The organism is Rhodococcus sp. NPDC047139 (assembly GCF_040643435.1).
Lineage (GTDB): Bacteria > Actinomycetota > Actinomycetes > Mycobacteriales > Mycobacteriaceae > Rhodococcus.
This window is the reverse complement of record NZ_JBEYUH010000014.1, coordinates 76,811-91,533: the sequence shown is the minus strand read 5'-3', so window position 1 is coordinate 91,533 and position 14,723 is coordinate 76,811. Positions and strand designations below refer to the sequence as shown.

The 14,723-nt window shown below is 73.3% G+C and carries 14 protein-coding genes; 9 read left to right on the top strand and 5 right to left on the bottom strand.

Annotation, left to right across the window (positions count from 1 at the left end):
* Window positions 1-94 precede the first annotated feature (94 nt).
* On the top strand, window positions 95-679 hold the full coding sequence (locus ABZ789_RS17625; protein WP_358426144.1) for a hypothetical protein: 585 nt from the start codon (window positions 95-97) through the stop codon (window positions 677-679).
* Window positions 680-702: 23 nt separating this feature from the next.
* Here ABZ789_RS17625 and ABZ789_RS17620 read toward each other — a convergent pair whose 3' ends face one another.
* The gene (locus ABZ789_RS17620) at window positions 703-1,035 is read right to left on the bottom strand and encodes a hypothetical protein (RefSeq protein WP_358426141.1); all 333 of its coding nucleotides are present in this window, start codon (window positions 1,033-1,035) and stop codon (window positions 703-705) included.
* 228 nt (window positions 1,036-1,263) lie between these two features.
* Here ABZ789_RS17620 and ABZ789_RS17615 point away from each other — a divergent pair, with 228 nt between their 5' ends.
* From ABZ789_RS17615 to ABZ789_RS17595, 5 genes are all read left to right on the top strand, one after another.
* The gene (locus ABZ789_RS17615; RefSeq protein ID WP_026061850.1) at window positions 1,264-1,602 is read left to right on the top strand and encodes an RNA polymerase-binding protein RbpA; all 339 of its coding nucleotides are present in this window, start codon (window positions 1,264-1,266) and stop codon (window positions 1,600-1,602) included.
* Between the two features lie 252 nt (window positions 1,603-1,854).
* Complete coding sequence (locus ABZ789_RS17610; protein ID WP_358426138.1) at window positions 1,855-2,208, top strand: chorismate mutase; 354 nt, start codon at window positions 1,855-1,857, stop codon at window positions 2,206-2,208.
* 12 nt (window positions 2,209-2,220) lie between these two features.
* Window positions 2,221-4,368, top strand: a complete 2,148-nt coding sequence (pabB, locus tag ABZ789_RS17605) for an aminodeoxychorismate synthase component I (protein ID WP_358426135.1) — start codon at window positions 2,221-2,223, stop codon at window positions 4,366-4,368.
* Window positions 4,365-5,303, top strand: coding sequence for a prephenate dehydrogenase/arogenate dehydrogenase family protein (locus tag ABZ789_RS17600; RefSeq protein WP_358426132.1), 939 nt, complete (start codon window positions 4,365-4,367; stop codon window positions 5,301-5,303). The genes pabB and ABZ789_RS17600 overlap by 4 nt, the downstream gene beginning before the upstream one ends.
* Window positions 5,300-6,289 carry a diiron oxygenase gene (locus ABZ789_RS17595; protein ID WP_358426129.1) on the top strand — a complete coding sequence of 330 codons (990 nt, stop codon included), beginning with the start codon at window positions 5,300-5,302 and terminating at the stop codon, window positions 6,287-6,289. Before ABZ789_RS17600 ends, ABZ789_RS17595 begins: the two co-directional genes overlap by 4 nt.
* A 63-nt stretch (window positions 6,290-6,352) precedes the next feature.
* On the opposite strand, the gene ABZ789_RS17590 is transcribed toward ABZ789_RS17595, so the two are convergent.
* From ABZ789_RS17590 to ABZ789_RS17575, 4 genes are read right to left on the bottom strand one after another with little or no spacing between them, the layout of a single operon-like run.
* Window positions 6,353-7,129, bottom strand: coding sequence for a polyprenol monophosphomannose synthase (locus tag ABZ789_RS17590; RefSeq protein WP_358426127.1), 777 nt, complete (start codon window positions 7,127-7,129; stop codon window positions 6,353-6,355).
* Complete coding sequence (gene lnt / locus ABZ789_RS17585; RefSeq protein WP_358426220.1) at window positions 7,129-8,706, bottom strand: apolipoprotein N-acyltransferase; 1,578 nt, start codon at window positions 8,704-8,706, stop codon at window positions 7,129-7,131. The genes ABZ789_RS17590 and lnt overlap by 1 nt, the downstream gene beginning before the upstream one ends.
* A gap of 20 nt (window positions 8,707-8,726) precedes the next feature.
* Entirely contained in the window at window positions 8,727-10,337 is a 1,611-nt protein-coding gene (locus tag ABZ789_RS17580; RefSeq protein ID WP_358426124.1) for an amidohydrolase family protein, read from the bottom strand.
* Window positions 10,338-10,356: 19 nt separating this feature from the next.
* On the bottom strand, window positions 10,357-10,902 hold the full coding sequence (locus tag ABZ789_RS17575; protein ID WP_358426121.1) for an FxsA family protein: 546 nt from the start codon (window positions 10,900-10,902) through the stop codon (window positions 10,357-10,359).
* Window positions 10,903-11,008: 106 nt separating this feature from the next.
* Between ABZ789_RS17575 and ABZ789_RS17570 the strand changes: the two genes are divergently transcribed.
* Genes ABZ789_RS17570 through ABZ789_RS17560 form a run of 3 tightly spaced genes read left to right on the top strand, consistent with a single transcriptional unit; the run spans window position 11,009 to window position 14,692 of the window.
* The gene (locus ABZ789_RS17570) at window positions 11,009-11,773 is read left to right on the top strand and encodes a TSUP family transporter (RefSeq protein WP_358426118.1); all 765 of its coding nucleotides are present in this window, start codon (window positions 11,009-11,011) and stop codon (window positions 11,771-11,773) included.
* A 43-nt stretch (window positions 11,774-11,816) separates the two neighbouring features.
* Window positions 11,817-13,325, top strand: coding sequence for a TldD/PmbA family protein (locus tag ABZ789_RS17565; RefSeq protein ID WP_358426115.1), 1,509 nt, complete (start codon window positions 11,817-11,819; stop codon window positions 13,323-13,325).
* Entirely contained in the window at window positions 13,322-14,692 is a 1,371-nt protein-coding gene (locus tag ABZ789_RS17560) for a metallopeptidase TldD-related protein (RefSeq protein ID WP_358426113.1), read from the top strand. The genes ABZ789_RS17565 and ABZ789_RS17560 overlap by 4 nt, the downstream gene beginning before the upstream one ends.
* Window positions 14,693-14,723: the final 31 nt, after the last annotated feature.

Here is a 14,723-nt window from a genome sequence, read left to right as displayed (position 1 = left end):
TCGTGTTCGTGCCCCGTGCCGCGACCCGGACGTGACCGGATCGCGACCGGATCGTCTCGCCCCGCCCGTTCGCCCCGACTCGAAGGAGCCCGAGATGTCGCGTCGCCGATCCGCCCCGCTCGTCACCGCCCTGCTCGCCGCCGCGCTCGCCGCGATGCCCGCCCAGGCGGCCGCCGACCCGGCTCCGCCGGGTGTGCCGCTCGAGCAGTTGCGCGCCGAGGTCGCCGATTCCCCGGAGACCCTCGCCGCGCTCGAACGGCTCGTCGACGACTCCGGCTCGGCGAATCCGTTCGCGCCGCCGCCGAAGAACATCCCGCAGCCGTTCACGGCACCGGCCCCGACCGTCGGGCCCGGCTGCGGCGGTGCCCTGGTGCCGTTCGCGATGACCAATGCCTGGGTGCATCCCGGACCGCACGGGCAGGTGCCGTTCGGCTCGGTCGCGGTGTTCGTCGAACCCACCGTGCCGGCGCCGGTCGCGGCGTCGGACCTGAAGTTCGTGTGGATGAACATGGAGAACTTCCGCGTCGGTGTCGCCACCCTCGGCAACGGCGGCGGACTGCAGTCGGCGGTGATCGACACCGGGCCCGGCGCGGTGCTCGGTGCCCTGTTCGGCTCCGTGCAGTACGCCAACGGGGCGTTCTGCCAGGTCATCTACACCATGGGTGGCTTCTTCGCCTGACCTGCCGGTCGCGGCGGGCGGGGTCAGCGCAGGCGTTCGGCGTCGCGGGCCAGCTCGAGCAACTCCCGGCACAGCGCGGCCAGTTCGTCACCGCCGGCGCCCTCGGCGACGGCGGTGGCCACATCCTCGGCGGCGCACCGCACCCGGAAGGCCCGGTCGGCGAGCGCCTCGACCTCGGCGGCGGTGAGCACCACCGCGTCGTCGGGCAACCCGGCGCGGCGGGTGGTGCTGCGCTGTTCGTAGGCCCGCTGCCGGCACGACTGGCGGCAGTAGCGTCGCCGCCGCCCGGTGCCGAGTTCGGCGACCGGGCGACCACACCACAGGCAGGTGTCGGCTTGCGCGTCACGTCCGGTCACGAGCAGTCACTGTACTGGCGCGCCGGGCGGCGCCGATACCGGCGCGCGGGCGGTGCGGATGCCGCGCGCGCGGCGCCGCGGCGGCTCGGTAGACTGGTCGTTCGGCTCTGCGAGGGGCCGCGGGAACGGAATCGGCTTCGTCGACGTTGAGCACTGTGGACGTCGAGCCCGGTGGGGGTGCCGCACGGCACCGGCGCCCGGGCGGAGCACACAAGGAAGGACACCACCATGGCAGATCGTGTACTGCGAGGCAGCCGACTCGGGGCGGTGAGCTACGAAACCGACCGCGACCACGATCTGGCGCCGCGGCGAATCGCCCGCTACCGCTGCGACAACGGCGAGGAATACGACGTGCCGTTCGCGGACGACGCGGAGATCCCCGGCACCTGGATCTGCAAGAACGGCCTCGAAGGCACCCTGGTGGAAGGCGCCGCACCCGAGCCGAAGAAGGTCAAGCCGCCGCGCACCCACTGGGACATGCTGCTCGAGCGCCGCTCGATCGAGGAGCTCGAGGATCTGCTCAAAGAACGCCTGGACCTGCTCAAGGCCAAGCGGCGCGGCGCCTGATCCCGGCGCACCCTCTGCTGCGACTGTGCCGCCCCGGACGATCCGTCCGGGGCGGCACAGCCCGTTCGGGGCCCGGACATCGGGGCGGCCGCCGCGGCGATGCGAATTCGGTTGCGGGCCTGCCACGAATCGATCAATCGTCGATATCGCGCTCGGAGCGCGTGCAATTATGACCCGAACGCCGACAGATCCCGATCGGCACCGCTGGGTTCTCCGCCACGGCCTTCCCGGCGGGTCGTTGCAAGGGGGTGAGTGCCCGTGACCGACCGCCATCACACCGCAGCGGAGGTGCCACCGGCCCAGGCCGCCGCCGAATTGGCCGATCTGCGGGCCGAACTCGACGACATCGACGGGGCCCTGCTCGACGGCATCCGCGCCCGCCTCGAGGTGTGCGGGCGGGTCGCCGAACTCAAACACCGCCACGGCCTCGACGTCCTGCAGCCCGGGCGCATGGAGGTCGTGCACCGCCGCGCCCAGGACTACGCGCGCCGGCACGGTCTGTCCGGTGAGTTCGTGCGCTCGCTCTACACCCTGCTCATCGACGAGGCCTGCCGGGTCGAGGACCGGATCGTCTCCGGGCCCGGCGCCGTCGACGGTGCGCACTGAGCCGAGGTCGTCGTGTCCGCGCCCCGCCCGATCCGCACCCTGTTGATCGACAACTACGACTCGTTCACCTACAACCTGTACGACCTGATCAGCCGCGTCAACGGGCTGCCGCCCCGGGTGGTGACCAACGACCGCCGCTGGGAGGACCTGCTGGTCGAACCGTTCGACAACATCGTCATCTCCCCCGGCCCGGGCCGCCCCGAGCGGGCGCGGGACTTCGGGATCAGCGCCCGCGCCCTCACCGAGGCCGGGGTGCCGGTGCTCGGGGTGTGCCTGGGCCATCAGGGCCTGTGCCAGTTGTTCGGTAGCGCGGTGGTCGCCGCCCCCGAACCGGTGCACGGCCGCACCAGTGCGATCGTGCACGACGGCACGGGCCTGTTCGCGGGGGTGCCGTCGCCGTTCGAGGCGGTGCGGTACCACTCGCTGATCGCCGACTCGGTGCCCGCCGAGCTCGACGCCACGGCGTGGACCCGCGACGGGTTGCTGATGGCCGTGGCACACCGGCACCTGCCGTTGTGGGGGGTGCAGTTCCATCCCGAATCGGTCGGCACCGCCCACGGCACCGTCCTGCTCACCAACTTCCGGGACGCCACCCCGGCCCGCTCCCCGATCACGATCGGCGGGCCCCCGCCCCCGGCGCCGATGCCGGAGTCGGCACCGCGTTATGTGCTCGCGAGCCGCACCCTCACCCTGCGCCCGGATCCGTCCGCGGTGTACGAGGCGGTCTTCGCCGCCGGCCCGCACGGTTTCTGGCTCGACGGCAGCGCCGCGCTCGAACCGCAGTCCCGGTTCACCGTGCTCGGCAACGGCGCCGGTCCGCGCGCCGAATATCTCACCTATCGGGTGGCGGAGGGTCTCGTGCGCGAGCATCGCCGCGACGGCAGCGTGCACGAACATCGCTGCTCGATCTTCGACCATCTGACCGCGCGGCTGGCGCAGCGGCGGGTCGCCGCCCGCGACGACCTGCCGTTCGGGTTCGCGCTCGGTTATGTCGGCTATCTCGGCTACGAACTCAAGGCCGACACCGGCGGCCAGCTCGTGCACACCTCCCCCCATGCCGATGCGGCCCTGGTGTTCGCCGATCGGGCGGTGGTCGTCGACCACGACGGGGGACGCTGCTATCTGCTGGCCCTGGCCGAGCGGGCGGACGATCCGGACACCCTCGCGTGGTTCGACGCGACCGCCGCGACCCTGGCCGCCCTGCCCGCGGCCGCGACCGACGGGCAGGTGCCGGCCCCGCTCGTCGGCGCCGGAAGTGCCGAGCAGCTGCGGTTGCGGCACTCCCCGCGACGCTATCTCGAGCTGATCGGCCAGTGCCAGAACGAGATTCGCAGCGGCGAGACCTACGAGGTGTGTCTGACGAACACCGTCACCGTCGATCACGGCATCGATCCGCTGAGCACCTATCGGGTGCTGCGGCGGCTCAGCCCCACCCCCTACAGTGCCCTGCTCGACTTCCCCGAGGTGGCGGTGCTCAGTGCCTCCCCGGAACGCTTCCTGCGGATCGGCGCCGACGGTACCGTCGAATCGAAACCGATCAAGGGCACCCGCCCCCGGGGCCGGACCCCCGCCGAGGACGCGGCGTTGCGGGAGGGGCTGCAGGCCAGCGAGAAGGACCGCTCGGAGAACCTGATGATCGTCGATCTGGTGCGCAACGACCTGTCGCGGGTGTGCGTGCCCGGCTCGGTGCACGTGCCGGCGCTGTTCGCGGTGGAGACCTATGCGGCGGTGCACCAGCTGGTGTCCACGGTGCGCGGCACCCTGCGGCCCGGGATGTCGCCGGTCGACTGTGTCCGCGCCGCCTTCCCCGGTGGGTCGATGACCGGCGCCCCGAAGGTGCGCACCATGGAGATCATCGACAAGCTCGAGGACGGCCCGCGCGGGGTGTACTCCGGGGCGATCGGTTATCTGTCGCCCACCGGCACCGCAGATCTGTCGGTGGTCATCCGCACCCTCGTCGCCACCGCCCACGAGGTGAGCTTCGGGATCGGCGGGGCGATCGTCGCCCTGTCCGACCCGGTCGACGAACTCGACGAGACCCTCGTCAAGTCGGTGGTCATGCGCCGCTGCCTCGGTGCCGCCCGCGCCGGCGCCGACCCGGACACCGCCGCCGGTCTCGTCGACGGTCCGCCGCCCCGGCCGGGGTGGGCCGGGCCATGACCGGCACCGGCCCGGTGCTCGTCGCCGGGGGGCTCGGCGCCGTCGGTGCCCTGCTCGGCGCTGCGCTGCGCGCCGACGGCCGGGAGGTGCTCGCCGTCGACCCCACCGCCGTCGACCCCACCGCCGCGGCCCCCGCCGGTGCGGTGCTGCGCGCCGACATCACCGCCCCCACCGCCCCGCTCGCCGCGGCCCTCACCACCGCGGACACGGTGATCCTCGCGGTCCCCGACCAGGTCGCCGTCGCCGCGCTGCCCGCCCTGGCGCCGCTGCTGAAACCCGACACGCTGCTGGTGGAGACCCTGTCGGTGAAGACCCCGATCGCGGCGGCGCTGCGCACCCACCGGCCGGGCGGCCCGGCGGTGGGCATCAACCCGATGTTCGCGCCCGAGCTGGGGCTCGCGCAGCGGCCCGTCGCGGTGATCCGGCACGGCGACGGACCGGCCGTCGCCGCGTTCGTCGCCGCCCTGCGCCGTTGGGGTGCGGCGGTCACCGAGATGAGCGCCGACGATCACGACCGGCTGACCGCCGCCACCCAGGTGCTCACCCACGCCACCCTCCTCGCCTTCGGCGCGGCCCTGGACCGTCTCGACGTCCCGGCCGGTGCGGCGGCGACCTTCCCGCCCCCGCACACCACGCTGCGGGCGCTGCTCGCCCGCCTCGGCGCCGGCACCGGCGAGGTGTATCACGACATCCAGCGCGCCAACCCCCATGCCGCGGCGGCCCGCCGCGCCCTCGCCGACGCCGTCACCGAACTCGACGCCGCCACCGGCTCACCGTCCGCCTTCGCGGCGGTGCTCGAGCGTGGCCGCCGCGCCCTCGGGGACAGCGCACCGGCAGCCCGGCAGCTGTGCGCGCAGCTGTTCGCCGCACTGCCCCGCAACCCGCATCCCGACGGCGCCCCCGGCGCCGCGGCCGAGGACAGGAGCCGGCCGTGACCGATCACGACATCCGGCGCACCCGTGTGCACACCCCCGACCTGCCCGAACACGACCCGGACGATCCCGCCGAGAGCGCGGTCATCGCCGGCCTGGCCCGGTCGTGGCCGCGGCGCGCCGCGGTGAAGAAACCCGAGGTCGACCTCGATGCGCTGTTCGAACCGCACCGCAGCGACTTCCCGGAACAGATGCTGCCCTTCGCCGAGCATCCGCGTTATCTCGCGCTCGACGAGCCGCAGCAGGCGCGCCTGCGGGCCTGGGCGTGGATCGCCTACAACAAGAGCGTCGTCGACATCGAGCAGTACGTCGTCAACCCCGGCTTCGCGCTGATCACCGCGGACGTATTCGGCTTCGGGCCTTCCGACACCGTGGTCACCGGGGTGCTGCAGGCGATGGTCGACGAGCAGTACCACACCCTGATGCACCAGCAGGCGAACGCGCTCACCCGCCGCCGCCGCGGCTGGGCGCTGCCGGAGTCGGTGCTGCCGCTGTGCCCGACGGTCCGCCGGCAGCGCACCGCGGTGGCGCAGGCGGACGATCCGCGGGCGGCGGCGCTGGTGCAGCTGGCGTACACCACCGTCGCGGAAACCTCGATCAGCGCCTATCTGGCGTTGCTCACCGGCGACGCGGCGCTGCAGCCGGTGAACCGAGCCACCGTGGCCGTGCACCGCCGCGACGAACTGTGCCACGCGTCGCTGGCCGGGGGGTTGCTCACCGCGGTGCTCACCGAACTCGACGACACCGACCAGGTGGTCCTGCTCGACGCGCTCGGCGCGGCGGTCGCGGCGTTCACCGGCGCCGACACCTCCACCTGGGCGGCGATCCTCGCGCACGAGCAGGTGCCCGGCGGCGACGAACTCGTCGCCGACACGATCGCGAGCACCGACGGCCGGCCGGTGGTGCAGGACTGCAGCGCCATCCGCCGCCTGTGCGCCGCGCTGGGGCTCGGGGACGAACTCGACGCCCGCTGGCCCTGGCCGAGCTGAACCACCGCCGGGCTCACCGGCCGACCCGGTGGCGGGATCGGCGCGCAGCCGCGCGGGGGCCGGTCAGCGGCCGAGCAGCGCCCGCAGCCGCGCCAGCCGGTTGCGCACTCCCCACACGGTGACCCGCACCAGCGCTTCCTGCACGATATTGCCGTTCATCTTCGACTCGCCGATCTCGCGTTCGGTGAACGTGATCGGCACCTCGGCGACGGTGAAACCGGCCTGCAGGGTGCGCCAGGCCAGATCCACCTGGAAGCAGTAGCCGTGCGAGGCGATCGCGTCGAGATCGAGCTTTTCGAGCACCTCCCGGCGGTAGGCGCGGTAGCCGCCGGTGATGTCGCGAATCGAGACCCCCAACGCCAGGCGGGAATAGATGTTGCCGCCGCGGGAGAGCACCTCACGATGCCACGGCCAGTTCACCACCGTGCCGCCGGGCACATACCGGGAGCCGAGCACCAGATCGGCGCCGGCGTCGATCTTCTCGAGCAGCAGGTGCAGCTGCTCGGGGGCGTGGCTGCCGTCGGCGTCCATCTCCACCAGCACCGTGTAGTCGTGCTCGAGCCCCCACCGGAAACCGGCGATGTAGGCGGCGCCGAGACCGTTCTTCTCGGTGCGGTGCAGCACCGCGATGCGCTCGTCGGCGGCGGCCAGCTCGTCGGCCAGGGCGCCGGTGCCGTCCGGGCTGCCGTCGTCGACGACGAGGACATGGGTGTGCGGCAGCGCCGCGTGCAGCCGGGTGATGATCCGCCCGAGATTCTCCCGCTCGTTGTACGTCGGAATGATCACCAGGGTCCGGGCGCTGGGTGCGCGGTCGTTCCCGGCGGGCGTGGCCGCTGCCATCAGAGGTCCTCCTTGTCGAACCGGCCACCGGCCGGTGCTCCTGCTGCGCCGGCGGGCGGTCGAGCTGCCGCACCGGCCTTCTCCCGCCGCTCCCGCACCAGGGCGAGACCGGCGGCGGCCACGGCGGCGGCGCAGAGCACGAGCTCCGGCGCCACTCCGAGCCGACTAGCCAGCGTAACGTCTGTGCGCACGGGCACCTGCGCCACCAGGGCGGCGGGCACGAACAGCGGTGTGCTCTGCTGCACCCGCCCGTCCGGTTCGACGATGGCGCTGACCCCGCTCGTCGCCGCGACCACCACCGCCCGGCCGTGTTCGACGGCGCGCAGCCGCGACATCGCCAACTGCTGGTAGGTCATCTCGGTGTCCCCGAAGGTGGCGTTGTTCGTCGGCACCGCCAGCAACTGGGCCCCCGCGTCGACCGACTCGCGCAACGCCCGGTCGAAGGCCACCTCGTAGCAGGTCGCCACCCCGATGGGGATGCCGGCGGCGGTGACCGTGCCGTCCCCGTCGCCGGGCACGAAGAAACCGGCCCGGTCGGCGTACTCGGAGAACAACCGGAAGAACGACCGCCACGGCAGGTACTCCCCGAACGGCTGGATGATCTTCTTGTCGTGCTGCTCCCCCGGCCCGCTCTCGGCGTCCCACACGATCACCGAATTGCTGGTGGTGCCGTCCCCGTTGACCAGGACCGCACCGACGAGGATGGGCGCATCGATCGCGGCGGCCGCGGCGGAGATGTCCCGGGCGGCGTCGGCGTTGCGCAACGGATCGATGTCCGAGGCGTTCTCCGGCCAGATCACCACCTGCGGGCGCGGGACCCGCCCGGCGTCGACCTCGGCGGCGAGTTCGAAGGTGCGGGCGACGTGATTGTCGAGCACCGCCTTGCGCTGGGCGTTGAACTCCAGTCCCAGCCGCGGCACGCTGCCCTGGATCGCCGCGACCGTCACCGTGGTCGCGCCGTCGTCCGTGCCGGTGCGCACCAGCGGCCAGGCCGCGGCCGCGAGCAGCGGACCGAGCACGGTCACCGCGACCGGCACCGCCCAGCCCCGGCGGGGACGCCGCCGGGCCGCGCGAACCAGCGCCGCGGCACCGGCGCCGGTCAGCGCCACCGCGAACGACACCAGCGGCGCCCCACCGACGACCACGAGGGAGACGAACAGCCCGTCGGGTTGCCCGAATGCGAGCCGACCCCACGGGAACCCACCGAAGGGGACACTCGAACGCAACCATTCGGTCAGGCTCCACGCCGCCGCGATCCACAACGGCGCGGCGGGCAGCGCCCGCAGGTGCACCACCAGCGCCCCGAACAGACCCACGAAGACCGCCTCGGCGGCGGCGAGCGCCAGCCACGGCAGCGGCCCCACATACACCCCGATCCAGGGCAGCAGCGGCACGAAAAAGCCCAGGCCGGCGAGGTAGCCGTACCCGAAACCCGCCCGTCGCTGCAGCGGCACTGCAGTCAATGCACCGATGAGGAGCGCAAGACCGACGGGGGCGAGGAACCACAGCGGGCGCGGCGGGAACGACGCGAACAGCAGCAACCCCGCGGCCACCGACAGCACCGCCCGCACCGTCATGCCCGCCAGGGGCCGGCCGATCACCGCGCGTACACCACCCGGCCGCGGTGCACACTGCGCACCAGCACCGGATCGCCGCTGCCGGGTTCGAGATCCGGCAGCGGCGCCACCCGCGACCGCGGATCCGTCGACCACCGCTGCACCGAGTCCTGGGGGGCGCGGACCACCAACTCCCCCACCTCCCAGATCGCGTAGGACGCCGGCGCCCCCGGATCCAAGGTGCCGGCCATGCCGTCGCGCACACCTCCGGCCCGCCACGCGCCCCGGGTGGCCGCGGCGAACGCCGCCCGCGGCGAGATGCCGCTGCCCGCGCTGCGGTGATGCACCGCCGCCCGCAGCATCGACCACGGCCGCGGCGCGGTCACCGGCGCATCCGAACCGAACGCCAACGACAATCCGGTGGCGGCCAGCGGCGCGAACGCGTTCAACGCCGCTGCCCGCTGCGCCCCGAGCCGCTGCGCGTACATGCCCTCCGGGCCACCCCACAACGCGTCGAAGCTCGGCTGCATGCTCGCGATCACCCCGTAACGAGCCAGCAGCTGCGCCTGCTCGACGGTCAGCGACTCGACATGCTCGAGCCGGTGCCCGCGCGCGGCCAGCGCCGGGCCACCGACCTCGGCGGCGACGGTGTCGAAGGCCGCCACCGCGGCGCCGGTCGCGGCGTCGCCGATGACGTGGAAACCGGCCTGGATGCCCGCCGAGGTGCACGCCCGCACGTGCGCGGTCACCTCCTCACCGGACAGATAGGTGGTGCCGCAGCACTCCGGCCGGTCGGCATAGGGCCGGGTCAGTGCCGCGGTGTGCGACCCGAACGAGCCGTCGACGAACAGATCGCCGCCGAGCGCGTGGGCGCCGGTCGCGGCGAGCAACTCGACCGCCTCCTCCCCCGAACGCACCGCCTGCCCCCAGTAGCCGCGCACCTGCACCGGATGGTCGGTGCCGAGCAGTTCGGTGAAGTCGTCGAGCCCGGAGATGTCCGGGCCGGCGCACTCGTGCACCGCGACGTAGCCGTGCGCGGCGAAATCGTCGAGGGCGGCCAGCCGAGCGCGGGCCCGCTGCGCGGCGGTCAGGTGCCGGCGGGCCGCACCGCGCACCGCGTGGTGCGCCGCGGCGGTCAGGGGCTGCTGCGGATCGAAGCCGGCCAGCTCCGGCAGCGGGTCGGCGGCCGCCCGCAACGCCGACGAGGCCGCCGCCGAATGCGCATCGACCCGGCCGAGATAGACGAGCCGGCCCGGGGCGGCGGCATCGAGGTCGGCGGTGGTCGGCGGGGTCGGATCGGGCCAGCGGGTCTCGTCCCAGCCGTGCCCCCACAGCACCGCGTCGTCGTGCGCGTCGGCGTGCGCGCGCACCCGGCGCAGCGCGTCGTCGCGGTCGGTGGTGTCGGTCAGATCCAGCCCGGTCAGGGCCAGACCGTGGGCGGTGACGTGCACGTGGGTGTCGACGAAGCCGGGGGCGACGAACGCGCCGTGCAGGTCGACGATCTCGGCGTCGGGATGCAGGGCCCGGCCGGGCCGGTCCTGCCCGACCCACACGACCCGGCCGTCGGTGACGGCCATCGCGGTGGCATCGGGGGCGCTGGCGCTGTAGATGCGGCCGCCGACGAGAAGCTGGGTGTGCGGTGCAGGGCTCACAGCTGCCCAGTCTGCCCGGTTACCGCTCCTCGCGGCGGCGCGGGGTCTCCACGATCTCCCCCTCGAGCACGGTGCCGCGGTCGTCGACCCGGTCGACGGTGGGCGAACCCGCACCGGTCAGGTGCGGGGCGCCGCCGACCACGCTGTGCTCGACCACCTGGCCGTCGACGACCACCAGCCGCTGCGCGGTGAACCCGCTCCGGTGGGCCCGGCGCGCGATCAGCGCGCGCACCACCGGGCGCAGCGCGGCACGGGTGGGCAGCAGCAACACCACCCCCAATGCGGTGCTGAGGATGCCGGGGATCAGCACCAGGGCGGCGCCGGCGCCGGTGAGCGCCCCGTCGGTGAGCACCTGCTCCGGCGACGTCGCGCGTGGGGCGCGGCCGTCGCGCAGCTCCGCGAGGTTACGCAGGGCGCGGCGCCCCCGGGCGGCGAGCACCAGATAACCGGCGACGCTCACGGCGAGGAAGATCAGCACGGTCGCGAGCGCGCCGAGGGCGGACCCGAGCCAGGCGAGCACCGCGATCTCCGCCACGACGTAGAGCACGAACAACAACGGGTACACGGCGGGGTTTCCTTCCGTCGGCGGTTTCTGTCCGGTCAACGAACGAGCGCCCGGTTTTGCTCCCGGGCTCCGGCCGGTGGTGGCCGTCCATGATCGAATGGCCGCCATGGAGGCCGTTGACTGGGCGCTGCTGCTGACCGCCGCGACCGCCGCCGGCTGGGTGGACGCGGTCGTCGGCGGCGGCGGGCTGATCCTGCTGCCCGCGCTGTTCCTCGTCGCCCCGCAGTTGACGCCGCAGGCGGCGCTGGCGACGAACAAACTCACCGCGATCTGCGGGACCGGCGCCGCGGTGCTGACCTTCGCGCGCCGCATCCCGCTGCGCTGGTCGCTGCTCGGCCCGGCCGCCCTCGTCGCGGCGGTCGCCGCGGCCGCCGGAGCGGCGGCGGTGTCGTTGATCGACCGGCAGGTGTTCATCTCGATCGTGATGGTGGTGCTCGTCGCTGTGGCGGTGTTCGTCACCACCCGCCCGACACTCGGGGCCGGCGGCACCCGCCGCCCGTCGCGGCTGCGGCTGGTCACCGTCGTGATCACGGCCGCGGCGATGATCGGCTTCTACGACGGGATCCTCGGGCCCGGCACCGGCACCTTCTTCATCATCGTGTTCGCGGCGATGCTCGGCAGCGAGTTCGTCACCTCGGCGGCGATGGCGAAGGTGCTCAACTTCGGGTCGAATTTCGGGGCGCTGGTGCTCTTCGCCGTCGGCGGGCACGTGTGGTGGACGCTCGGGCTGGCGATGGCGGTGTGCAATGTGGCCGGCTCGGTGCTCGGCTCGCGGATGGCGCTGGCCCGCGGCGCCGGCTTCGTGCGGGTGGTGTTGCTGGTCGTGGTGGTCGCGATGGTGATCCGCCTCGGCGTCGAACAATTCGGGTGAGCCGTTCCCCGATGTCGGTGCGCCGCGGGACTACGGTGGGCGGGTGAACGCGGTGGACGACGACTTCCTGGCACTGCCGTTGCAGGCGGCGGCCGACGCGGCGCTGGCGGTGGCGCAGGCGGCGGGCGCGAGGCACGCCGACGTGCGGGTGCATCGGCTCCGGACCGGCACGACGACGCTGCGCGACGGGGCACTGCAGTCCGCGGTGGACACCACCGACTGCGGTGTCGCGGTGCGGGTGCTGCTCGACGGCACCTGGGGATTCGCCTCGCATCCGGTGCCGGGACCGGACGGCGCCGCCGACGCCGCCACCCGGGCGGTGGCCGTCGCCCGCACCCTGCGCGCACTGAACCGGGATCCGGTGCAGTGGGCCGACGAACCGGTCCACCGCGACGCCGTGTGGGTCTCGCCGTACGAGATCGATCCGTTCACCGTCCCGGCCGCCGAACGCATCGCGGTGCTCGAGGATTATTCGCGGCGCCTGCTCGACGCCGGGGTCGACCACGTCACCGCGCAGCTGATGCAGGTCAAGGAGCAGAGCTTCTACGCGGATCTGGCCGGGTCGACGATCACCCAGCAGCGGGTGCGGATCCAGCCCGAACTCGACGCGACCCGCGTCGACCGCGAGGCCGGGACCTTCGAATCGATGCGTACCCTCGCCGCCCCCACCGGCCGCGGCTGGGAATATGTCGCCGGCGACCGGTGGTGGGACTGGACCGGCGAACTCGACCGGCTGCCGGACCAGCTCGCGGAGAAGGCGCAGGCCCCCTCGGTGGTCGCCGGCCGCACCGATCTGGTGATCGACCCGACGAATCTGTGGTTGACCATCCACGAATCCGTCGGGCACGCCACCGAATACGACCGGGCGATCGGCTACGAAGCCGCCTATGCGGGCACCTCCTTCGCCACCCCGGATCTGCTGGGCACGTTGCGGTACGGCAGCGAACTGATGCAGGTCACCGCCGACCGCACCGAACCACACGGGCTGGCCAGCGTCGGCTTCGACGACGACGGGGTCGCCGCCCAGCGCTGGGATCTGGTGCGCGACGGGCGGCTCGTCGGCTACCAGCTCGACCGGGCGTTCGCCCCGAAACTGGGGGTGGCGCGCTCGAACGGCTGTGCCTACGCCGATTCGGCGCACCATGTGCCGATCCAGCGGATGGCGAATGTGTCGCTGCAACCCGACCCGGTCGTCGACCGCAGCACCGCGGACCTGATCGCCGGGGTCGACGACGGGCTGTACATCGTCGGGGACCGCAGCTGGTCGATCGACATGCAGCGCCACAACTTCCAGTTCACCGGGCAGCGGTTCTACCGGATCCGCGGCGGCCGCCTCGCCGGGCAGGTCCGCGATGTCGCCTATCAGGCCTCGACCACCGAATTCTGGGGTGCGCTCGAGGCGGTCGGCGGCATCTCGACCTGGCAGCTCGGCGGGGCGATGAACTGCGGCAAGGCCCAACCCGGGCAGGTCGCCGCCGTCTCGCACGGCTGCCCGGCCGTGCTGGTGCGCGGCGTGAATGTGCTCAACACGGTGCAAGAAGGTGGCCGATGATCCCCGGAGCCGAGTTCGTCGAGACCGCGCTGGCGGCCTCCCCCGCCGACGAGACCATCGTGCTCGTCACCGACACCGCCGACGCGTCGCTGCGGTGGGCGGACAGCTCGATGACCACCAACGGCTCGGTGCGCGCCCGCAGCACCACGGTGATCGCTCTGCGCCGCACCACCACCGGCACGCACTGCGGGGTGGTCACCACCGCCGGCACCGACCACGCCGACATCGCCGGGCTGGTCGCGGCGGCGTGGACGGCCGCCGAGCAGGCCCCCGCGGCACCCGACGCGATGCCGCTGATCGTCGGGGACGGACCCGACACCGACTGGGGGGAGCCGGCCGCCGGCACCGGCATCGACGTCTTCGCCCCGGTCGTCGACGGACTCGCCGCCGGTTTCGACGACACCGACGCCCTCTACGGCTTCGCGCACCACCAGGTGCACACCCTGTGGCTGGGTACCTCCACCGGGGTGCGGCGCCGCTGGGTGCAACGCGACGGCTCGCTCGAGATCAACGGCAAACGCGGTGGCCTGACCGGGCCGAGCGCGTGGGTCGGCGCCGGGACCGTCGACTTCACCGACATCGCGATGCCCGCGCTGCGCAGCGAACTGGCGCGGCGGCTGGACTGGTCCCGCCACCGGGTCGAGCTGCCCGCCGGGCGCTACGAGACGGTGCTGCCGCCGTCGGTGGTCGCCGACCTGATGATCCCGCTGCTGTGGTCCCTCGACGGCCGCGGCGCCGAGGAAGGGCGCTCGGTGTGGGCACGCACCGACGGCACCCGCCTCGGGGAACGGCTCACCGCGCTGCCGGTGACGTTGACCTCCGATCCGGCCGCGCCCGGACTCGGCTGTGCGCCGTTCGTGGCCGCCACCACCTCCACCGACAGCATCTCGGTGTTCGACACCGGCATGACCACCGGACGCGTCGACTGGCTCCGCGACGGCGCCCTGCACGCACTGGCCTATCCGCGCGCGGCCGCCGCCGAATTCGGGACCACCCCCACCGCGCCGGGTGAGAACCTGCTGCTCACCGGGGGCAGCAGCGCCGATGTGGACGACCTCGTCGCCCGCACCGAACGCGGTCTGCTGCTGACCACCGTGTGGTATCTGCGGGAGGTGGACCCGGCGGTGCTGTTGCTGACCGGGCTGACCCGCGACGGGGTGTATCTGGTCGAGGACGGACAGGTGCGGGCGGCGGTGAACAACTTCCGGTTCAACGAGTCCCCGGTGGATCTGCTGCGCCGCGCCACCGAGATCGGCGCCACCGAACGCACCCTGCCCCGCGAATGGAAGGACTGGTTCACCCGCACCGCGATGCCCCCGATGCGCATCCCCGACTTCCACATGTCGTCAGTCAGCGCGGCTCATTGACCGCTGCGGTCGGCGACGCGCACCGATCGCC